Below are 22,401 nucleotides of genomic sequence, written 5' to 3' on the forward strand. Positions count from 1 at the left end.
TCGCCTACCAGCCGCCGTGGCGAACCGCGAGCAGGATGACGACTGCGATCGCGAGCAGCGCCGTCGTTGCCTTCCAGAACAGCAGCGGATTGCGCTCGATCAGCGGCGTCCGGTCGCCGCCGACATAGGCCGGATTGGGGTGCCGAAGGTCGAAGACGAATTCCGAGAGGCTCTCGTAACGTTTGGCAGCGACCGGATGGACGGCGCGGCGAAGTGCCCCGTCGATCCAGAGCGGGACGGTTTGGTCATCGCCCGAGGCCGGCTGATAGCGCACCTTGCGAAACTGTGCCGGGGTTCTCGCGCGCGCCATCTGCGCGCCATAGGGCAGCCGGCCTGTCAGCATCTGGTAGGCGATCACGCCGAGCGAGAACTGATCGGACCATTCGGAGCCGCCCTCGCCGAGAAAATATTCCGGCGCCGTATATTGCTGGGTGCCGAGGATGCTGTCGTGGTCGGCGGCCGGGTCGGCCTCGACCACGCCGCTGACGCGCACCGATCCGAAATCGATGATCTTCGCCGTCCGGGTCCGGTCGATCATGATGTTTGCAGGCCGCAGATCCTGGTGCAGCATTTCCTTGCGATGCAGCGCCTGCAGTCCGTTGGCGATCTGCTCGATGATGTCTCTGACAGTATCGAGATCGGCTTTCGGATGGTCGATCATCCATTGCGCCAGGGTCTGGCCTTCGACGAATTCGGTGACGACGTAGAGATGATCGCGGCGGCGCGTCGATGGGAAGGCCTTCAGCACGTGCGGATTGTCGATCCGTCGCGCGATCCACTCTTCCATCAGGAAGCGCTTCAAATAGGCCGGGTCGCCGCGCAGGTCGATCGAAGGCACCTTGATGGCGACGGGGAGCTCCGTCTCGACGTCGACCGCCAGATAGATGTGGCTGCGGCTGCTGGAATGGATCTCGCGCAAGATCCGGTAGCCCTCGAAGATCATCCGCGCGTCCAGCAGCGGCGCCGGCGGCAGCTGCTCGGCCTGGACCGGAATCTCGGCGGCGTCGCCGACACCGAGCTCGTCGATCCGCACGATCTGGATCGTGAGATTGTCCGCGCTGCCCTGCGCCAGCGCCTCGGCGACGATGATGCGGGCCGCCTGGTCGAGGTCGTGGGAATTCTCTTTCAACACGTTGGCGACAAAACGCTTGCCGACATGCTCGTGAACGCCGTCGGTCGCGAGCACGAAGATGTCGCCGCGCTCGATCCTGACAGCCTGATAGTCGATTTCGACCTGAGGGTTGACCCCGAGCGCGCGCCCCAGATAGCTCTGCTGCGACGAGATCATGACGCGATGATCGTCGGTGAGCTGCTCGAGCGAATGGCCGGCGAGGCGTGAGATGCGGCAGTCGCCGACATGGAAGAGATGCGCGGTGGCCGCCTTGATCACGATCGCGCTGAGCGTGCAGACGTAACCTTTGTCGCGGTCATAGGCGTATTGGCTGGCTCTGGTCTGGGCATGAAGCCAGGAGTTGGCGGCCGTGATCACGCGTCGCGCCGACGTCTTCACCGACCAGGCATCCGGCGTGCAGTAATAATCGGTTAGGAAGCTCTTGACCGCGGACTCGCTCGCGATGTGGCTGACCTCGCTGCTGCTGATGCCATCGGCGATGGCGACCGCGATGCCTTTCAGGCTGAGCGCAGGCTCATCGGGGATCAGGGCGCCGTGGAAGTCCTGGTTGCCCGGCTTCTGCCCTTTGTCGGAATGCGCTCCGATTGTGATCCGCAATGGCATTTGGCTGTGGGGCGAAGGCGAGGGAGCCCGACCTTAGCGCGGGCGGGCTCCCAAGGGAAAATGAAATCAGGCGGCTGCGCGAACGGAGACCTTGGCATCGCGCTTCGGCTGCGTCCTGATATGGGTGGCATAGAGCGTGAGGCCGGTAAAGGAGAGGCCGCCGACGAGATTGCCGAGCACGGTCGGGATCTCGTTCCAGATCAGATAGTCCATGATCGAGAACTTCGCATGGAGCATCAGCCCCGACGGGAACAGGAACATGTTCACCACCGAATGCTCGAACACCATGTAGAAGAAGACCAGGATCGGCATCCACATCGCCAGCACCTTGCCTGGCACGGTGGTCGAGATCATCGCGCCGACCACGCCGGTGGAGACCATCCAGTTGCACAGCATGCCGCGGATGAACAGCGTCGCCATGCCGGCCGCGCCATGCGCCGCGTAGCCGAGCGTCCGGCCTTCACCGATATTGCCGATGACGGCGCCGACCTTATCCGGCTCCTGCGTGAAGCCGAAGGTCGTCACGAACGCCATCATGAAGGCCACCGTCAGCGCGCCGGCGAAATTGCCGATGAAGACGAGTCCCCAGTTGCGCAGCACGCCTGCGATGGTCACGCCCGGACGCTTGTCGATCAAGGCCAGCGGCGACAGCACGAACACGCCGGTCAGAAGGTCGAAGCCCAGCAGATAGAGCATCGAGAAGCCGACGGGAAACAGCAGCGCGCCGATGATCGGCTGGCCGGTGTTCACATTGATTGTCACGGCGAACCACGCCGCGAGCGCGAGAATGGCGCCGGCCATATAGGCGCGGATGACCGTATCCCGTGTCGACATGAAGATCTTGGACTCCCCTGCATCCACCATCTTGGTGACGAATTCCGAGGGCGCGAGATACGACATTCAGGCTTCCTTCTGATTGTGCTTAACAACTGCCGGTTTCGCGTTGCCCGCTGGGAACGCGTTTCCCGGTGGGCACCACATGAAGCGAGCGGCGTCGAATGTCGGTGCAAGGCTGAATTGCGGGCGCATCACGACGACTGCTGGGATCGGAGCAGTTCATTGAGATCCGTCCCGAATGTCAGGCGCTAACAGCCTCAACAATCCGTCGAACCGCAGTCATCGTTGACTAATGAGTTGTTAGCAAGCCACGTGCCAATTCTGGCCACAATGCCGGTTCGTCAATTTATCCAACGCCTTAGCCGATTGCGCGGCGCGACCATGAGCGAATGTGCCGGGCGTTGAGACGGCGGCTGCTTACGGCCGTATCGCATGTGCTCATTCGGTGTGCATTGCACATATAGCAAGCGAATCGCAAAAGATACGTGCGTTTCTGGCGAAGGCAGGCGCGGACGGCTTGTTCCTAACCCGCTGAAATTGCTGCGCTCCGGCTCAGAACGCGCTTGGCACAAAGATTGAATAAGTACTCTTGACGCCATCGACGCCGTCTCCCGAAAACTCATTCATCAGCAGCGTGACAGCTCACCGGAGCCTTCTCCGGGAGTCGGCTTGCGTCCGCAGGCCGGCAAGGCGTCACGGAGACGCAAAGGATCATCCTTTCATGCCGAATTCATCCGACCTCACCCGACGTCCTGATCCGGAACAGGCGTTCGCTTCCAAGCGCGGCGCCATGCTGGATCGTCGTGCGTTTCTTGCGGCAGGCACTGCCGCCGCGCTGGCGCTCACTTCCAGCCGTGCGCGTGCGGCCAAGCTTGAAAAGGACGAGCTCAAGTTCGGATTCATCAAGCTCACCGACATGGCCCCGCTCGCGGTCGCCAAGGAGAACGGCTATTTCGAGGACGAGGGGCTGATTGTCACGCTGGAGGCACAGGCCAATTGGAAGGTGCTGCTCGATCGGGTCATCACCGGCGAGCTCGATGGCGCGCACATGCTTGCCGGCCAGCCGCTCGCGGCGACGATCGGCTTCGGGACCAAGGCCCATATCATCACGCCGTTCTCGATGGATCTCAACGGCAACGCCATCACGGTCTCCAACGAGATCTGGGAGCTGATGAAGCCACAGGTGGCGAAGGATGCGAGCGGCAAGCCGGTGCATCCCATCAAGGCGGAGACGCTGCGTCCGGCCATCGAGAAGCTCAAGGCTTCCGGCAAGGCCTTCAAGATGGGCATGGTGTTCCCGGTCTCGACCCACAACTACGAGCTTCGCTACTGGCTCGCCTCCGGCGGCATTAATCCTGGATATTATTCCGCCGATGATACGAGCGGCACCATCGCCGCCGAAGCCCTGCTGTCGGTCACGCCGCCGCCGCAGATGCCCGCCACGCTCGAAGCCGGCACCATCAACGGCTATTGCGTCGGTGAGCCGTGGAATCAGGCCGCCGTCTTCAAGGGCATCGGCGTGCCGGTGATCACGGACTACGAGATCTGGAAGGACAATCCCGAGAAGGTGTTCGGCATCACGGCGGCGTTCGCCGAGAAGAATCCCAATACGACGCTCGCGCTCACCAAGGCCTTGATCCGTGCCGCGATGTGGCTGGACGAGAACAACAACGCCAACCGCGCCAAAGCCGTCGAGATGCTCTCCAAGCCTGAATATGTCGGCGCCGACAAGGCGGTGATCGCGAACTCGATGACCGGCACATTCGAGTACGAGAAAGGCGACAAGCGGCAGATTCCGGATTTCAACGTCTTCTTCCGCTACTTTGCGACCTATCCCTATTACTCCGACGCCGTCTGGTATCTCACCCAGATGCGGCGCTGGGGACAGATCGCGGAGGCCAAGGACGATGCCTGGTACCACGCGACGGCCAAGAGCGTTTATCGGCCCGACATCTATCTTGCGGCCGCCCAGCAACTCGTCGCGGACGGCAAGGCGAAGAAGGAGGATTTTCCCTGGCAGACCGACGGCTTCCGCGCGCCGACTGCCGAATTCATCGATGGCGTGACCTACGATGGTCGCCAGCCGAACGCCTATATCGACAGTCTCAAGGTGGGGCTGAAGGGCAAGCAGAAGATCGAAGGCAACAAGATCATCGGCGGATGAACGGTGGCAGGGCCACAAGTCCTGGCGGTCCACACCCGGTCCCTGTCTCGCATTCTGAAAGATGAGCAATGGCTATTGTCGGAGATTACGTCGATGTCGACGCCGCCGCGGAGCAGCGCGCGCGCAAGGAGCGAATTTTCGCGCGGATCAACGCCGCCGCGAGCTATCTGAATATCGTCGGTCTAGGCTGGCTCGCTCCATTGGCGCGGATGGCGGCCGGCGACAGTATCAAGCCGCAATTGAAGGAGCTCCGGCAGACGCTGCTCGTTCCGTTGCTCGGCATCGGCCTCTTCCTTGCTGCGTGGGGTTGGGTCGCGCCCCACGTGAAGACGTCGCTCGGCGCCATTCCGGGGCCAGCCGAAGTCTGGGGTCAGGCCAAGAATCTCTACGCCGATCATGTGGCCGAACGCGCCAAGCAGGCCGCCTTCTACGAACGGCAGGAGGCACGCAATGCCAAGCTGATCGCGGACGGACGGGCTGATGAGGTCAAGCAGCGAAGCTACGCCGGAAACCCGACCTATTTCGATCAGATCCTCACCAGTCTGCTGACTGTTGCCGTCGGCTTCGTCGTCGCTACGGTGATCGCGGTTCCGCTCGGCATCTTTTGCGGACTTTCGAAGACCGTGAACGGTGCGCTCAATCCACTGATCCAGATATTCAAGCCGGTGTCCCCGCTGGCCTGGCTACCGATCGTGACGATGGTCGTATCCGCTCTCTACACCAATCCGACCGAATACCTGCCGAAGTCGCTGTTGATCTCGGCCATCACCGTGACGCTCTGCTCGCTGTGGCCGACGCTGATCAATACGGCGCTCGGGGTCGCGTCCATCGACAAGGACCTGCTGAACGTCGGCCGTGTGCTCCAGCTCCCGACCCATCGCACGATCACGAAACTGGTGCTGCCGAGCTCGCTGCCGCTGATCTTCACCGGGTTGCGTCTTTCGCTGGGGGTGGGCTGGATGGTCCTGATCGCCGCCGAAATGCTGGCGCAGAACCCGGGTCTCGGAAAGTTCGTATGGGATGAATTCCAGAACGGCTCGTCACAGTCGCTGGCGCGGATCATCGTGGCGGTGCTGACCATCGGTATCATCGGCTTCCTGCTCGATCGGGTGATGTACGCGCTGCAATCCGCCTTCACCTTCTCGAGTCAGCGCTGAGGTGGCCGTCATGTCATTCCTGTCGTTGAAGGGCGTCAGCAAGAGCTACGGCAGCGGCGATCGCAAGGTCGACGTGTTGTCCAATCTCGATCTCGAGGTCGAGGAGGGCGAGTTCGTTGCCATCGTCGGATTTTCCGGCAGCGGAAAATCGACGCTGATCTCGGCGATTGCGGGGCTGGTTCAGCCCGATGCCGGCGAGATCGCACTCAAAGGCAAGCCGATCTCCGGGCCAGGGCCCGACCGCGGCGTCGTATTCCAGTCCTACTCGCTGATGCCATGGCTCACGGTGCGCGGCAACGTCGCGCTCGCCGTCGATCAGGTGTTCGCCGGAGAGACCAGGGCGGCGCGGTCGGCAAGGGTTGACCGGTATATCGCAATGGTCGGGCTGTCGCATGCGGCGCAGCGCCTGCCGTCCGAGCTGTCAGGGGGCATGCGGCAGCGGGTAGCCGTCGCCCGCGCGCTCGCCACCGGACCGGAAATTCTGCTCCTCGACGAGCCGCTGTCTGCGCTCGATGCGCTGACCCGGGCGCGACTTCAGGACGAGATCGTCGAGATCTGGTCGCGTGACAAGCGCACCGTCGTGCTGATCACCAATGATGTCGACGAGGCCATTCTGCTTGCCGACCGCATCATTCCGTTGCTGCCGGGGCCGAAGTCCACGCTCGGACAGAATTTCAAGGTCGACATTCCGCGTCCGCGCCAGCGCTCTTCGATTAACGAGGACGTGCGCTTCAAGCAACTGAGGCAAGCGGTGACGAGTTATCTCATGGACGCGGCCGCCGGCCGGACGCCGGACAAGGCCGCTGGCCGCTCTCTGCCCAATGTGGTGCCGATCACCCAGATGGAGAAGCCGCCCCCGGCCTACCAGCGCGCGATCAGCTCGGCGCCCTACCAGTCCGACCGCTACCTGGAATACTCACAGCTGTCGAAGGTCTATCCGACCCCGAGCGGTCCGCTCACCGTGGTCGACAATTTCGACCTGAAGGTGCGCAAGGGAGAATTCATCTCCGTGATCGGTCATTCGGGATGCGGCAAGTCGACCGTGCTCTCGATGACCGCCGGGCTCAACGATGTCACGCTCGGCGGCATCATTCTGGATGGTCGCGAAGTCTCGTCGGCCGGTCCCGACCGAGCCGTCGTCTTTCAGTCGCCGTCGCTGTTTCCGTGGTTGACCGCGCGTGAGAACGTGGCGCTCGGCGTCGACAGGGTCTATCCGCATGCGACGCCCAAGGAGCGCAACGACGTCGTCGACTACTACCTCGAGCGCGTCGGCCTCGGCGACTCGCTCGACACGCCGGCTGCGTCGATGTCCAACGGCATGCGACAGCGCGTCGGCATCGCGCGCGCCTTCGCTTTGTCTCCGAAGCTGCTGTTGCTCGACGAGCCGTTCGGAATGCTCGACAGTCTCACCCGTTGGGACCTCCAAGAGGTCCTGATGGAAGTCTGGCAGCGCACGCAGGTGACGGCTCTGTGCGTGACCCACGACGTCGATGAAGCAATTCTGCTGGCCGATCGCGTGGTGATGATGACCAACGGTCCCAACGCCCGCATAGGTCACATTCTCCAGGTCGACATTCCGCGACCGCGCACGCGCAAGGCCTTGCTGGAGCATCCGGACTATTACCGCTACCGGCGCGAGGTGCTCGATTTCCTCGAGGCCTATGAACACGGTTCGAAACCTGAGCCGGGCCCCGCGGTCCCGTCGCATTCAGGCACCCAGGCTGCATGACTGCCGGACGCCGGATCGAACCGCCGTCCGCCTTCAGACGACCAACGAGGCCCGATAGCTGCATCGAAGGATTTCCCATGACGCCGTCTCAGATCGCATTGGTTCAGGACAGTTTTGCCAAGGTCGCGCCGATCTCCGATCAGGCCGCGACCATCTTCTACGATCGCCTGTTCGAGGTCGCGCCGCAGGTGCGTGCGATGTTTCCGGACGACCTCACCGAGCAGCGCAAGAAGCTGATGGCGACCTTGGCGGTCGTGGTGAATGGATTGACCAACCTGCCTGCGATCCTGCCGGCGGCAAGCGCGCTCGCCAAGCGCCACGTCGATTACGGCGCCAGGCCGGAGCACTATCCGGTGGTCGGCGCCGCGCTGCTGTGGACGCTGGAGAAGGGACTCGGCGACGGCTGGACGCCCGAGGTCGCCGCCGCCTGGACCGCGGCCTATGGCACGCTGTCCGGCTACATGATCGCGGAAGCCTATGGCAAGGCGCAGGCGGCGGAGTAGGCGCTTTGAGTGAACCGCTCGTCATCGTCGGCAACGGCATGGCCGCTGCAAAGCTGGCGGAGGAATTGTCGCAGACCGTGCTCGGCCGCTACGCGATCGCCGTCATCGGCGAGGAGCCGCGGCTGGCCTACAACCGCGTGCTGCTGTCGTCGGTGCTGGCCGGCGAGGCCGCGTCCCACGAGATCGAGCTCAAGCCGGCATCCTGGTGGCGCGAGCGCGGCGTGACGTTGAAATACGGTGCGCGCGTGACCGGCATCGATGTCGGCCGCCGCGAGCTGCAGATCGAGAACGATGAGAACGTGGCGTTCTCGCGCCTGGTCCTCGCTACCGGCTCGCTGCCGCTGCGGCTGCCGGTGCCGGGCGCCGATCTGCCGGGCGTGCACACGTTCCGCGACAGCCGCGACACCGACGTGCTTCTGGCGCTGGCGGCCAAGAAGGGCCGCGTCGTGGTCGTCGGCGGCGGGCTGCTCGGGCTGGAAGCGGCCTATGGCCTGGCGCGCGCCGGCGCCAAGGTGACGCTGCTGCATCTGATGGACCGGCTGATGGAGCGGCAGCTCGATGCGCCGGCCGCCGCGCTGCTCAAGTCGCTGGTGGCGCGCAAGGGCATCGAGGTTCTGCTCAATGCCAGCACCGCTTCCATCCACGGCAACGGCCGGGTCGAAGGCGTCGAGCTGGCCGACGGGCGCCGCCTCGCCGCGGACGCGGTGATCTTCGCCGCCGGCATCCGGCCGAATGTGAACTTGGCAAAGGAAGCGGGGCTCGCCGTCAACCGCGGCATCGTCGTCGACGATGCGATGCAGACCTCGGCGCCTGGCATCTTCGCGCTCGGCGAATGCGCCGAGCACCGCGGCACCTGTTACGGGCTGGTCGAACCGGCCTACGAGCAGGCGCGGGTGCTGGCGCAGCATCTGGCCGGACGCAAGGCGGCCTATGGCGGCAGCGTCGTCTCGACCAATCTGAAAGTGTCGGGGGTGTCGGTGTTCTCGGCCGGCGATTTCGTTGGTGTCGAGGGCAGCGAGACGATCGTGCTCAACGATGCTAGGCGCGGCATCTACAAGAAGCTCGTCATCGCCGACGGGCGCCTCACCGGCGCCGTGCTGATCGGGGAGACCAGGGATGCTCTGTGGTATCGCGACCTGATCCGCAGCCGCGAGCCGGTCGCGGCGATGCGGACTGAGATGATGTTCGGCCGCGCCGCGGCGCGGCCACGGGCAGCGTGAGAGAGGGGGTCTCGCACGATGACGACTGTTGATCCCAAGTTGCGCACGGTGCGCACCGCCTGTCCGTATTGCGGCGTCGGCTGCGGCGTGCTCGCCACGCCCGACGGCAGCGGCGGCGCGGCGATCTCCGGCGATCCGTCGCATCCGGCCAATCTCGGCCGGCTCTGCTCCAAAGGCTCGGCGCTCGGCGAGACGCTCGGGCTCGAGAGCCGGCTGCTCTATCCGATGATCCGCTGCAAGGGCGGCATGGAGCGGGTGGCGTGGAGCGATGCGCTCGATCACGTCGCGACCCGCCTCAAGCACATCGTCGCCCGCGACGGCGAGGACGCCGTGGCGTTCTATCTCTCGGGCCAGATGCTGACCGAGGACTACTACGTCGCCAACAAGCTGATGAAGGGTTTTCTCGGCTCGGCCAATGTCGACACCAATTCGCGGCTGTGCATGGCGTCGTCGGTCGCCGGCCACCGCCGCGCCTTCGGCGCCGACACCGTCCCCGGCACATATGAGGATCTCGATCGGGCCGATCTGCTGGTCTTCGTGGGCAGCAACGCCGCCTGGTGCCACCCGGTGCTCTACCAGCGCATGCTGGCCAACAAGCAGACGCGCGGCGCCAGGTTCGTGGTCATCGATCCGCGCCGTACCGACACGGCTGAAGAAGCCGACCTGTTCCTGGGATTGAGGCCCGGCACGGATGCGGCGCTGTTCTCCGGCCTGCTGGTGCATCTCGCCGACAACGGCGCGCTCGACAGCGACTACATCGCGCGCCATACGTCTGGCTTCGACGAGACCCTGGCGCGCGCGCGCAGCCTTGCCGGCAGCACCGCGGCGACCGCGCTCGCCACCGGTCTGTCCGAGCCCGATGTCGCCGCCTTCTTCAAGCTGTTCCGCGACACGCCAGAGGTCGTCACCTTGTACTCGCAGGGTGTCAACCAGTCGGCTCAGGGCACCGACAAGGTCAATGCGATCCTCAACTGCCATCTTGCCACCGCGCGCATCGGCAAGCCGGGTATGGGGCCGTTTTCGCTGACCGGCCAGCCCAACGCGATGGGCGGCCGCGAGGTCGGCGGGCTCGCCAACCAGCTCGCCGCGCATATGGGCTTCACGCCGCCGGACATCGACCGTATCAGGCGCTTCTGGAAGGCGCCCGATATCGCCACCCACGAAGGGCTGAAGGCGGTCGCGATGTTCGAGGCGATCGCGCGCGGCGAGATCAAGGCGCTGTGGGTGATCGGCACCAATCCCGCGGTGTCGCTGCCGGACGCCGATCTCGTCCTGTCGGCCCTGAAGAAGCTCGAGCTGCTGGTCGTCTCCGAGAACGTCCGCGCCAACGACACCGTGGATGCTGGCGTGCACGTGCTGCTGCCGGCGCAGGCCTGGGGCGAGAAGTCGGGCACGGTCACCAACTCCGAGCGGCGCATCTCGCGCCAGCGCGCCTTCATGGCGCCGGCCGGCGAGGCCATGCCGGACTGGTGGATCCTCAGCGAGGTCGGCAAGCGGCTCGGCTTCGCTTCCGCCTTCGACTACAGCTCCGCCGCGGACATCTTCCGCGAGCACGCCGCGCTGTCGGGGTTCGAGAACGACGGCAGCCGCGACTTCGACATCGGCGCGTTGGCGAGCCTCAGCGACGACGAATACGACACGATGGCCCCGGTGCAATGGCCGGTGCGCGCGGGCAAGCCGCCCGCGCCGCGCTTCTTCGCCGACGGCGCCTTCTTCACCGGCGACCGCAAGGCCCGCTTCGTCGCGCCGGAGGTGCCGGCGCTGCGCAGCGAGACCAATGCCGCGCGGCCGCTGCGGCTGAACACCGGGCGCATCCGCGACCAGTGGCACACCATGACGCGCACCGGGTTGAGCCCGCGTCTCGGAGCGCATCTGCCGGAGCCGTTCGTCGAGGTGCATCCGGACGACGCGCTGCGCTACGGCCTGATGCATGACGGCTTCGCCAAGGTGACGACCGAGCACGGCCGGTGCATCCTCAAGGTCGTGGTCAGCGAGCGGCAGCAGCGCGGCATGCTGTTCGCGCCGATCCATTGGAACGCGACAAACTCCTCGCATGGCCGCGTCGGCGCGCTCGTCGCCTCGCACACCGATCCGTTCTCCGGCCAGCCCGAGGCCAAGGCGACGCCGGCCGCGATCAGCCCCTACGAGTACGTCTTCCGCGGCTTCATCCTGTCGCGCAGCGAGCTCGCACTGCCGTCCCATCTGTGGTGGGCACGGGCGACGGTGCAGGGCGGCTTCGGCTATCTGTTCGCCGACAATGGCGACCTCATGCGCTGGCCGGCGTGGTTCAAGGCGCGCGCCACCGACGATGTCACGGACTACATGGACGTCGGCGGCGGCGTCTATCGCGCCGCGTCCTTCGGCGGCGACCGCATCGAGACCTGCGTCTTCGTCGGACCGGGCCATGATGCCGGCGACTGGAACGTCGTGAAGACGATGTTTTCAGCCGATCGTCTCGACGACGACCAGCGCCGCATGCTGCTGTCCGGCCGCGCGCCCGACGGCGTCGGCGGCGGCCCGATCGTCTGCGCCTGCTTCGGCGTCGGCCGCGACACCATCTGCGATGCGATCGCCGCCGGCGCGCGCACGCCCGCCGCGATCGGCGCGCAGCTCAAGGCGGGAACGAATTGCGGCTCGTGCATTCCGGAGATGAAGCGGCTGATCGCGCAGACGCCGGCGCAGGCCGAGGCGTCGGTGAAGGTGGCGAGCTAGCAAAGCCCGCCGTCATTCCGGGGCGAGGCCGCAAGGCCCCGAACCCGGAATCTCGACATGGCGGAAACGAGCCGGTGCAAACCAAGTTCGAGATTCCGGGTTCGACGCTGACGCGTCGCCCCGGAATGACGTTCCTGGGGAGCGCCAATCGACGTCGCGCGCTCCATCCTCTATGCTCGCCGCCATGAAGCACAAGACATTCGGAACCGGCGGCGCCGGTGTGTCCGTGATCGGGCAGGGCACCTGGTATCTCGACCACGCCGACCGCAGCCGCGCCATCGCCACGTTGCGGCGCGGCCTGGATCTCGGCATGAGCCACATCGACACCGCGGAGATGTATGGCGATGCCGAGCTCGTCATCGCCGAAGCCATCGCCGGCCGGCGCGACGACGTGTTCCTGGTGTCGAAGGTGCTGCCGAGCAACGCCTCCCGCCGTGGCACCATCACCGCCTGCGAGCGCTCGCTGAAGCGGCTCAAGACCGACCGGCTCGACTGCTATCTGTTGCACTGGCCCGGCTCCTATCCGCTCGCGGAGACGGTAGCAGCGTTCGAGGAGCTCAAGACCGCCGGCAAGATCGCGTCCTGGGGCGTCAGCAATTTCGACGTCGACGATCTCGACGAGCTGCTGAAGGTCGCCGGCGAGGGCAGGATCGCCTGCAACCAGGTGCTCTATCACCTGCAGGAGCGCGCCATCGAGCATGCCGTCATCCCGTGGTGCGGCCAGCGCGGCGTCGCCGTCGTCGCCTATTCGCCGTTCGGCCATGACGACTTTCCGGAACGCCGCAGCGCCGGCGGCGAGGTGCTGCAGCGGATCGCGGAGCAGCACGGCGCGACGCCGCGCCAGGTCGCGCTCGCCTTCCTGACGCGGGCGTCGTCGCTGTTCGCGATCCCCAAGGCGTCGCGGCCCGAACATGCCGAGCAGAATGCGGCGGCCGGCGACATCGAGCTCACCGCGGCCGAGATCGCCGCGATCGATCGCGCCTTTCCGCGCGGGCCGAAGCCGCGTGGGCTGCCCATGCTGTAGCGCAGCATCACGGAAAATTACGGATGTTTGCTACCTCGGCGCGTAGCCAGCGCATATCGGCTGCCCGCTTTCCATGGGTTGTCCCGCGGCCGTGATTGGCGTTTTGTCGCCACTCACCGAATCGTCGCTTCTGCCAACCTTCGAGTTCGACCGTGACCCCGCCCCCGAGTGCGGCCGCCGCCGCGCGCCTCGACGACGTGCCGACGTCCGTGCAGGACAAGCCGCAGGCCCGGCGCAAGCGCGCGCCCGCCCGCGCCGACCGGCCGTTCCGCGGCATTGCGCTGATCCTGCTGTCGACCGTGTTCCTCGGCACCTCGGACGTGACGGCGAAATATCTGTCGAAGACGCTGCCCTCGATCGAGATCACCTGGATCCGCTTCGTCGTATTCGCGCTCATCATGGTGCCGGCGATGATCCCGGGCTCGCCGCTGTTCGCGATGCGCACCGCGCAGCTCAAGTTTCAGTTGCTGCGCGGCGTCGCGCTGCTCGGCTCGTCGCTGATGTTCATCACTGGTTTACGCTACCTGCCGATCGCCGAGGCCTCCGCCACCGGCTTCGTCGCGCCGCTGTTCGTCACCGCGCTGTCGATCATCTTCCTCAGCGAGAAGGTCGGCCTGCGGCGCTGGGTCGCAACCGCGGTTGGCCTGTTTGGCGTGCTGGTGATTCTTCGCCCCGGCACCGGCGCGTTCCATCTTGCCGCGCTGTTTCCGATCGTCTCGGCCTTTGCCTGGGCCTGCACCCTGATCATGACGCGGATGATGAGCGGGCGCGAGCACGCGATCACGATCATGACCTATTCGTCGATCGCCGGCGTCTGCGTGCTCACCGCGATCGTGCCGTTCGTCTGGACCACGCCGTCCTGGCAGGACATCGCCTTCGGCGTGCTGGTCGGCGTCGCTTCGACCATGGGGCAGTGGATCGTCGTGCTGGCATTCCGCTATGCCGACGCCTCGGTGCTGGCGCCGTTCTCCTACACCCAGTTGCTGTGGGTCAGCATCCTCGGCTTCCTGGTGTTCGGCGAGGTGCCGGACGTCTGGACCATCGTCGGCGCCGCCTTCATCGTTTCCAGCGGCCTCTACACTGCCCATCGCGAGCGCGTCCGTCGCTCGCAACTGCTGCAGGTCGCCGGCGAGAGCTCGCCGAATCCGTGAGCCATCGGTCGCACGTCCCCCAGGCCATTGCGGGGGGCGACTTTTTGGGTGGATGCGTTGCGCGTCCGCTACAACCGCGATCAAACGCGTAACGCGCTGATTTCAAACAAGAAACAGGGACGCCGTCGATCTCGGCGGGCGCCGCGCGCCTGCTAGGTCTTGGATTGCATCACGGGGTGCAGAGCAAGATCGGGGGATTGCGTGCAGAGGCGGGTCGAAACGGCGGGGCGTCCGACGGCGCGAGGCGTGTGGGGCGCGCTGGGGCTCGTGCTCGGGCTCTTCGGGCTCGGGCCGACGACGTCGGCGCAGGCCCAGACCGACTACACCTGGGGCGGCACCGGCTCTTCGACTGCGACCTCCGACTACAACCTCGCGACCAACTGGGAGACCCCGCCGGCCGGCGCGCCGCCGGCATCGAGCGGCCAGGAGGCGCTGTTCGGCGCCACCGGCGCATCGACCATCACGGTCACCGCGCCGATCAATCCGGATTCCTGGATCTTCCTCAGCAACGCCCAGTCCTATTCGATTGGCGGCGCCGACGTGAATTTCGGCGTCGCCGGCTCCGGCTGGGGCTTCATCAACAACGCCAATTCCGGCCAGACGATCACGATCAACAACAATCTCGGCGAGACCGTTGCCGGCGTGCGCGCCGAGCTGCTCGGCAACAGCACCACCATCCTGCTCGGCAACAACTCCTATTCGGGCGGCACCTTCATCAGCAACGGCGCGACCCTGCAGCTCGGCGATGCCACCCACACCGCCCGCATCATCGGTGACGTGTCGAATTTCGGCATCTTCAACATCGTCAGGGCCGATACGTCCGGCATCGTCTCGCTCACCAATGATGGCGGCACCACCAACTTCCTCGGCGCGAGCTCCGCCGGCACGATGACGATCGTGAACCAGTCGATCGCCACGACGGCGTTCGGCGTCGCCGGAGGCACCGATACGGCGACGGCGGGGAACGCCGTGATCACCAACCATCAGGGCCGCACGCTGTTCAACGCCAACACCAGCGCCGGCAATGCGACGATCACGAATGATACGTTCAGCCTGGTCGCGTTCGTCAATGCCGCGACGGCCGCCAACGCGGTCATCACCAATGGCGGCAATTCCTACCTGATGTTCGGGATGGGCTTCGGCAGCGACACGCCGTCCGCGGGCAACGCAGAGATCACCAACAACATGGACGGGCATATCCATTTCAACGCCCATTCCACCGCGGCGAATGCGACCATCACCACCAACGACGGCGCTTCCACCCTGTTCTTCGACCATGCGACCGCAGGCTCCGCCACGATCATCACCAATGCCGGTGGTCGCACCCGTTTCCTCGACAATACGACCGGCGGCGCCGCGCAGTTCGTGACCAACGGCACCGGCGTGGTCGACTTCTCCGGCAGCACGGGGGCCAATGGCGACGGCCGCATCACCGCCGGCTCCCTGGCGGGATCCGGCAACTATTACATCGGCGCCTTCAACACGTTGGTGGTTGGCGGCAACAATCTCTCGACCGAGGTCTCCGGCGTGATCAGCGACTACGACCCGTGCGAGTGCGGCACGGTCGGACCGGGCGCGCTGACCAAGGTCGGCAGCGGCAAGCTGATGCTGTCCGGCATCAACACCTACACCGGTGCGACCACGGTCGATGGCGGCATCCTCGCCGTCAACGGTTCGATCGCCGGCAGCAGCGTGACCGTGAATGCCGGCGGCACGCTCGGCGGCAACGGCATCGTCGGCAGCACGCTGGTCAATGGCGGCGCGCTGGCGCCCGGCAATTCGATCGGGCTGCTGACGGTGCAGGGCAATCTCGTGTTCACGGCTGCCGCGAGCTACATGGTCGAGGTGTCGCCGGCCAATGCCGACCGGGTCAACGTGACGGGCGCCGCGACGCTGGGTGGCGCCACGGTGCAGGCGGCGTTCGCCCCCGGCAGCTACGTCAACAAGCGGTACACGATCGTCAACGCCGCCGGCGGCGTCGGCGGCACCTTCAACACGCTGGTCAACACCAACCTGCCGGCCAACTTCTCCTCGAGCCTGAGCTACGACGCCAATAACGTCTATCTGAACCTGACGCTCGGCACGTCCGGGACCAACACCAACCAGCAGAACGTCACGGACACCACGACCGGCTATTTCAACCGCACCGGCGGCATCCCGCTCGCCTTCGGCGCGCTGACCCCGGCCGGCCTGACGCAGGCGTCCGGCGAGATCGCCACCGCCTCGCAGCAGGCGATGTTCGACTCGATGAAGATCTTCCTTGGCCTGATGACCGATCCCTTCGTCGCCGGGCGCAGTGCGAACCCATCGGCTCCGGCGGCGTTCGCCGACGCAGGGCAGGGCGCCGCACCGCGCGATGCCTTCGCGCGCATGCCGGTCAAGGCCGCTTTGGCCCGGCGCTTCGACGAGCGCTGGAGCACCTGGGCGGCGCCGTTTGGTGGCGGTTCGTTCACCGACGGCAATGCCGCGCTCGGCTCGAACGACACCACCATCCGCGAGGTCGGCTTCGCCGCCGGCGCCGACTACATCGTGTCGCCGAACTGGCTGGCCGGCTTCGCGCTGTCGGGCGGCGGCACCAGCTTCAGCGTCAATGGCGGCGGCAGCGGCCGCTCGGACCTGTTCCAGGCCGGCGCCTTCGCCCGCTATCGCAACGGCCCGGACTATCTCTCCGCCGCGCTCGCCTATGGCTGGCACGACGTGACCACCGACCGCACCGTGGCCGTCGCCGGCGTCGACCAGCTCCGCGCCCGCTTCAATGCATCGGCCTATTCCGCTCGCCTCGAGGCTGGCCGCCGCTACGCCACGCCATGGGGCGGGGTCACGCCCTATCTCGGCGGGCAGGCGACGGCTTACGTGCTGCCGTCCTATGCCGAGCAGGTGCTCTCCGGCGCGGGCACCTTCGCGCTGAGCTATGCCGGCAAGACCGTGACGGATGCGCGCATCGAGCTTGGCGCGCGCGTCGACCGGTCGTTTGCGCTCGCCGACGGCGTGCTGTCGCTGCGTGGCCGCGCCGCCTGGGCGCACAATTTCAACCCGGATCGCACCATGACCGCCGGCTTCCAGGCGCTGCCAGGCACGAGTTTCATCGTCAACGGCGCCGCGCAGTCGCGCGACCTCGCGCTCACCACGGCCTCGGCCGAAATCGCCTGGCGCAACGGCTGGTCGGCGGCCGCGACCTTCGAAGGCGAGTTCTCGACCATCAGCCGCTCCTACGCGGGCAAGGGCGCGGTGCGCTACAGCTGGTGATCGCGCGCTCCCATCTTGGATCGTTCTCGCAGCAATGCTACGGCTGCCTCAACGAGACACCAGGGAGAACGCCATGATCAATCTGACGCCCGAGACCATGCTGCCCGACGACGGCACCCAGGGAACGCTGGTCGGCCGGGTCTGGCGGCCCGACGTCGATGGTCCGGCCGTCGTGGCGGTGCGCGATGACGGCGTCTACGATGTCACCTCGGCCTTCCCGACCGTCAGCGCGCTGTGCGAGCACGACGATCCCGCGGCTGCACTGCGCGGCATGGGCGGGCCGCGCATCGGCGACCTCGCCGCCATCCTCGCCAACACGCCCCCCGATCGCCGTGATCCCGCCAAGCCGTGGCTGCTGGCGCCGGTTGATCTCCAGGTGCTCAAAGCGGCCGGCGTCACCTTCGCGATCTCGATGCTGGAGCGCGTCATCGAGGAGCGCGCGCGCGGCAATCCGGCCTCGGCCGAGGCGATCCGGACAGAGGTGGTGCGTCTCGTCGGCGACGATTTCTCCAAGCTGAAGCCCGGCTCCGACCAGGCCATGCACCTCAAGCAGGTGCTGATCGAGCAGAACGCCTGGAGCCAGTATCTCGAGGTCGGCATCGGCCCCGACGCCGAGGTCTTCACCAAGGCGCCGACCATGTCGTCGGTCGGCACCGGCATGGATGCCGGGCTGCATCCGAAATCGACCTGGAACAACCCGGAGCCGGAGGTGGTGCTGGCGGTGTCGAGCCGCGGCAAGATCGTCGGCGCGATGCTCGGCAACGACGTCAACCTGCGCGACTTCGAGGGCCGCTCGGCGCTGTTGCTGTCCAAGGCCAAGGACAACAACGCCTCCTGCGCGATCGGACCGCTGCTGCGCCTGTTCGACAAAAGCTTTACGCTGGACGACGTCCGCAAGATGGACGTCGCGCTGAACGTGACCGGCAGCGACGGCTTCGTGCTCGACGGCCATTCCTCCATCAGCAAGATCAGCCGCGATCCGACCGACCTCGTCGCGCAGACCATCGGCGCCGTGCATCAATATCCCGACGGCTTCGCGCTGTTCCTCGGCACGATGTTCGCACCGGTCAAGGACCGCGACGCAGCCGGTCAGGGCTTTACGCACAAGCGCGACGACATCGTCACGATTTCAGCCCCGCAGCTCGGCCGCCTCGTCAACCGCATGCGCAACAGCGACGAATGCGAGCCGTGGACGTTCGGCGTCGGCGCCCTGATGCGCAGCCTCGCGCGGCGGAAGCTGATTTGACGACGGGCTGCCTCTCCATCCTCGCCGTCATTCCGGGGCGCGCGCAGCGCGAGCCCGGAATCCATACGCCGCAGCCGTCGTGAGTCAGACGGCTCTCAGTGATCGTGCTCCACCACGTCTATTCGTGGCTATGGACTCCGGGCTCGCTCGCTTGCGCGAGCGCCCCGGAGTGACGACCGGTGTGCATCGAGGCATTTGGGGCCTCGTGGTTCGAGACGCGCCGCGATGCGGCGCTCCTCACCATGAGGGGCAAGCGGCGGAGCAGCCGCTGCATACGGGACCATGAACACGCTGTTAGCGTGTTCATGGAGAGGGTTTGAAGCTCTTGAGGATCGCGCCGCACACTCAGCCCTCGTCCTGAGGAGCCCGCCGGAGGCGGGCGTCTCGAAGGACGGCTGCACGGCTCTGCCGGCTCTACGCCCCTTCATGCTTGCGAGCGCGATGTTGGGAATTGGAGCGGCCGCCTCACTCGCCTCACACATGCCCCGACGCCATTTCGCCGGCGACGCGGCGCGGGCGCTCCTGCAGCTGGGCGGGATCGCCGCGCGCGGCGCGCTCGCGGACCAGCGAGAGCGCGTGGTCGCGTTCGGCGGCCGGGCTGCGCCGTGGCTCCGACCGGCGCAGGCCGAGATCGTCGTCGATCGGATCCTTCGGCACCAGCGACAACGCCCGCTCGAACGGATCGAGCGACGCGTCACGCCCCCTGCCGCCGTCACGGCCCGGCTCAGGCTCGGGCGGACGTCGCGCCACGAGCGTCTTGATGCGCCCGATCAGGCCGGATGGCGCTTCCGGCGGCGCTGAATCGAACGGGTCGGCATAGAACGTCGCGCCGGCCTTCTCGACCATGCCGGCAAGTGCGGTGACCATGCGCGGCGAGCCGCAGGCATAGACCACGTCGGAGGACGTCAGCGTCGGCATGTGCGGCTCGATCCGCCCGGTGCGGATCGACGGATGGTTGATCGGGCCTTCCTCCACGGTCGGAATGATCGTGACATTCGGCAGCCGCGCGAGCTGCGCCAGGATCGGCGTCATGTAGAGCTGCGGCAGCTTCTTGGCGCCGGCGATGATCACCATGGGACGGCTGCGGTTCTCGCGCAGCGCCATCGCCGCGATCGCCCAGATCGGCGCGAAGCCGGTGCCGCTGCCGGCGAGGACGAGACGGCCGGCGCCGCCCGGGCGCAGGAACGCGTGACCATACGGCCCCTGGATGCGCAGCCGATGGCCGGGCCGGATGCCGCTGCCGAGCGCTTGCGTGACGCGGCCGCCACGGACCTTCTTGATGTTGAGATGGATGACGCGGCCGCCGATGCGGCCGTCGAACGAGGCGGTCGGGCTGTAGGCGCGCGCCGGATAGCCGGCGAAGGTGAACTTGAAGTACTGGCCCGGCAGATAGCTGATGCTCTTCTCGGGCGCGATCATCAGCTCCATGATATCTGGCGCGACCTCGCGCAGGCCGACCAGCCGTGCCTTGCTGATATCGATCTCCGGCACGTCCTCCACGTCGACGTCGAGGTCGGAGACGACGCGCGCCTGGCATGCATAGATCATGCCCTGCGTATGCGTCTCGCCGCACACCGTCTGCCCCTTCGAGACGTGAACCATGCAGGTGCCGCAGGTGCCGGCGCGGCAGTCGAACGGAATCTCGACGCCGTTGGCGAGCGCGCCATCGAGCAGCACGTCACCCGCGCGGACGCGGAACTGGCGGCCCTTGACGGTGACGGTCCTGAAGTTCGACATGGTTTACTCCTCGATCGGATACGCTGTGACGATGGTGGGACGAGACCGCGGGGCTTCACGCCTTGCCGGGCGACACGCGGATGAGATTCTTGTTGGCCGTGCTCTCGAATCGGCTCGACCAGTAGTTCGACGCCATCACCGGCCGCTTCAGCCAGCTCACCTTCGGCGAACGCAGCACCAGGAACCAGAAGAAGAACGGCGTCGTGATGAGATGCGAGACCAGCGGAAACCAGTCCGGCAGCAATGACGCCGGGCCGGGCAGGCGATACCAGTAGTAGGTGCTGATCGCCGCCGCCGCGAAGATGCGATGCATCCGGGTGCGGGCGGCGGGCCTGTAGCGCAGGATGTGCTCGCCGACCCTGAACACGACGTAGCTGATGAGCGCGGCGCCCAGCGGCCACACATAGGCGGTGATGATCGCGGCCTGGTCGACCTGCTGCGGCGGATAGTCCGGCACTTGATACCAGCCCCAGACGAAGCCGGGGAAGCTGCCGATCAGGAAGTTGCCGAGGAACTGCTGGACTTTGGTGGGCACGCCGGCGGTCGGCGTCAGCTCCGGCGTGGAGTCGGGGCACGGATTGCTGCAGGCCTCGCAGATGTTGCAGCGGGCGTTCTTGAAGGTCAGCGCCGGGTTGGTGCCGTAGAGCCGCTCGACCGGATGGATCGGGCACAGCGAGGTGCACCAGCCCGAGCGCATCTCGAACACCGAGCCCATCGCGAACGCCATGACCGCGGCCGACAGCAGCATGACCGCCGTCAGCGGGCCATCGACATTGAGCCCGATGCGCCGCATCGGTACCACGATGAAGAGAAGCGTCACGCTGATCACCGCCAGCGTCGCCGCGCCCCATTCCGGCATCCTGATGTTCTGCGAGATGCCCATCTTGTTCGGCAGCAGATGGAATGTCGCCATCGGACAGATGTTGCGCCACAGGCCGGGCGAGATCGTCACCAAGGCGGGCGCGACGGGAATCAGCAGATTCCACATCAGCGCGATGCCGAGCGCAGGAAAGAACAGCAGCAGGTTCACCAGCAGCACGCCGACGGCCAGCATCACCGTCTGCATCGTCAGCCAGAACCGCCGCTCGCCGCGTCCGGTGCTGCGGCTGCCGGGCTGTGCGGCCGGCTGATACCGGGCCGGTGCCACGTTCACGGCCACGTGGGCGAGTGGCCGGGTCTGTCGTTGGTGGGAAGCATAATCGTGTTGAGCCGAACGTTGAGCGCTGTTGTTTCGCATTGCTTTCCAGGACGCTGGTTTCTCTGTACGGGCGCGCTGGTGTGACGATTTCGGGCCGGACGTGTTGGTCCGCCGTGCCTGTTAGTTCGCGTCATCAGCGCATGCTGTGCCGCAGAATCTGACGGCGAGATGTGGCGCTTTTTGACGGCCAATATGGACGTGTCTGGGCCATGCTGCGGTAGGCGTGCGGCCGTTTGATCTGGATCAAATCGAGGAACATCAAGGATTTGATTGGGATCTGGGGTGTGTTTTTGAGGGCGTTTGATCTGGATCAATGACGGCCTTCGCTGTGACGCATCGCAGGCGCGATCAAGGCGGCGAGTATGCGGCCTCATCGTGGGCCTCATGGTTCGAGACGGCGCTTCGCGCCTCCTCACCATGAGGGTTAGCTTCGAAGCCGGAGTTGAACATGGGTCATCATCTCCAACCTCACGAGAGCCCACGATCGCCGTGTTGGCCACTGACTACTTAGTCCCGCGGCAAGCCTCCTCTCCTCACCCTGAGGAGCCCGCCGAAGGCGGGCGTCTCGAAGGGCGAGGTCCCTGCTCGGACCTCGTGGCTCGCCCGGCGATGCGCAGCATCGTCCGCAGACGCGCCTTCGGCGCTCCTCACCATGAGGGTTAAGCTCATTGGCGCTAACTTACCAAATTAACGCTTGGTATTCTCGTTTTCTTGGCGGCTCTCGGAGATGGCGTTGAATGTT

The 22,401-nt window shown here is 66.0% G+C and carries 14 protein-coding genes; 10 read left to right on the forward strand and 4 right to left on the reverse strand.

Annotated elements, in window-relative coordinates; genetic code table 11:
• Positions 1–4 precede the first annotated feature (4 nt).
• Together ACQR1F_RS27555 and ACQR1F_RS27560 are read right to left on the reverse strand one after the other, a co-directional pair.
• Positions 5–1,735: a bifunctional protein-serine/threonine kinase/phosphatase gene (locus tag ACQR1F_RS27555; RefSeq protein WP_316239038.1), complete on the reverse strand. Its 1,731-nt coding sequence runs from the start codon at positions 1,733–1,735 to the stop codon at positions 5–7.
• A gap of 66 nt (positions 1,736–1,801) precedes the next feature.
• Positions 1,802–2,635, reverse strand: a complete 834-nt coding sequence (locus tag ACQR1F_RS27560) for a formate/nitrite transporter family protein (protein ID WP_316239039.1) — start codon at positions 2,633–2,635, stop codon at positions 1,802–1,804.
• A gap of 727 nt (positions 2,636–3,362) precedes the next feature.
• Here ACQR1F_RS27560 and ACQR1F_RS27565 point away from each other — a divergent pair.
• The 10 genes from ACQR1F_RS27565 to ACQR1F_RS27610 all read left to right on the forward strand — a co-directional run bounded on the left by ACQR1F_RS27565 (position 3,363) and on the right by ACQR1F_RS27610 (position 18,724).
• Positions 3,363–4,736 (forward strand): CmpA/NrtA family ABC transporter substrate-binding protein, encoded by a 1,374-nt coding sequence (locus ACQR1F_RS27565; protein ID WP_316239050.1) that lies wholly within the window; start codon positions 3,363–3,365, stop codon positions 4,734–4,736.
• Positions 4,737–4,804: 68 nt separating this feature from the next.
• The gene (locus tag ACQR1F_RS27570; protein WP_316239040.1) at positions 4,805–5,893 is read left to right on the forward strand and encodes an ABC transporter permease; all 1,089 of its coding nucleotides are present in this window, start codon (positions 4,805–4,807) and stop codon (positions 5,891–5,893) included.
• Positions 5,894–5,903: 10 nt separating this feature from the next.
• Entirely contained in the window at positions 5,904–7,622 is a 1,719-nt protein-coding gene (locus ACQR1F_RS27575) for an ABC transporter ATP-binding protein (RefSeq protein WP_316239041.1), read from the forward strand.
• Between the two features lie 77 nt (positions 7,623–7,699).
• Positions 7,700–8,125, forward strand: a complete 426-nt coding sequence (locus ACQR1F_RS27580) for a globin family protein (protein ID WP_316239042.1) — start codon at positions 7,700–7,702, stop codon at positions 8,123–8,125.
• A gap of 5 nt (positions 8,126–8,130) precedes the next feature.
• Positions 8,131–9,345: an NAD(P)/FAD-dependent oxidoreductase gene (locus ACQR1F_RS27585; protein ID WP_434914198.1), complete on the forward strand. Its 1,215-nt coding sequence runs from the start codon at positions 8,131–8,133 to the stop codon at positions 9,343–9,345.
• Between the two features lie 18 nt (positions 9,346–9,363).
• Positions 9,364–12,057: a nitrate reductase gene (locus ACQR1F_RS27590; RefSeq protein WP_434914199.1), complete on the forward strand. Its 2,694-nt coding sequence runs from the start codon at positions 9,364–9,366 to the stop codon at positions 12,055–12,057.
• Between the two features lie 184 nt (positions 12,058–12,241).
• Positions 12,242–13,081 carry an aldo/keto reductase gene (locus ACQR1F_RS27595; protein ID WP_434914200.1) on the forward strand — a complete coding sequence of 280 codons (840 nt, stop codon included), beginning with the start codon at positions 12,242–12,244 and terminating at the stop codon, positions 13,079–13,081.
• Between the two features lie 197 nt (positions 13,082–13,278).
• Positions 13,279–14,232 carry a DMT family transporter gene (locus ACQR1F_RS27600; RefSeq protein ID WP_315802556.1) on the forward strand — a complete coding sequence of 318 codons (954 nt, stop codon included), beginning with the start codon at positions 13,279–13,281 and terminating at the stop codon, positions 14,230–14,232.
• Positions 14,233–14,433: 201 nt separating this feature from the next.
• Positions 14,434–17,478, forward strand: coding sequence for an autotransporter outer membrane beta-barrel domain-containing protein (locus ACQR1F_RS27605; protein ID WP_434914201.1), 3,045 nt, complete (start codon positions 14,434–14,436; stop codon positions 17,476–17,478).
• A 73-nt stretch (positions 17,479–17,551) separates the two neighbouring features.
• Positions 17,552–18,724 carry a fumarylacetoacetate hydrolase family protein gene (locus ACQR1F_RS27610; RefSeq protein WP_434914202.1) on the forward strand — a complete coding sequence of 391 codons (1,173 nt, stop codon included), beginning with the start codon at positions 17,552–17,554 and terminating at the stop codon, positions 18,722–18,724.
• A gap of 474 nt (positions 18,725–19,198) precedes the next feature.
• On the opposite strand, the gene ACQR1F_RS27615 is transcribed toward ACQR1F_RS27610, so the two are convergent.
• The gene (locus ACQR1F_RS27615) at positions 19,199–20,461 is read right to left on the reverse strand and encodes a 2Fe-2S iron-sulfur cluster-binding protein (protein ID WP_316183516.1); all 1,263 of its coding nucleotides are present in this window, start codon (positions 20,459–20,461) and stop codon (positions 19,199–19,201) included.
• A gap of 55 nt (positions 20,462–20,516) precedes the next feature.
• Positions 20,517–21,620 carry a ferredoxin gene (locus ACQR1F_RS27620; RefSeq protein ID WP_434898338.1) on the reverse strand — a complete coding sequence of 368 codons (1,104 nt, stop codon included), beginning with the start codon at positions 21,618–21,620 and terminating at the stop codon, positions 20,517–20,519.
• Positions 21,621–22,401 lie beyond the last annotated feature (781 nt).

Source organism: Bradyrhizobium sp. HKCCYLS3013 (assembly GCF_051167615.1).
Taxonomy (GTDB): domain Bacteria; phylum Pseudomonadota; class Alphaproteobacteria; order Rhizobiales; family Xanthobacteraceae; genus Bradyrhizobium.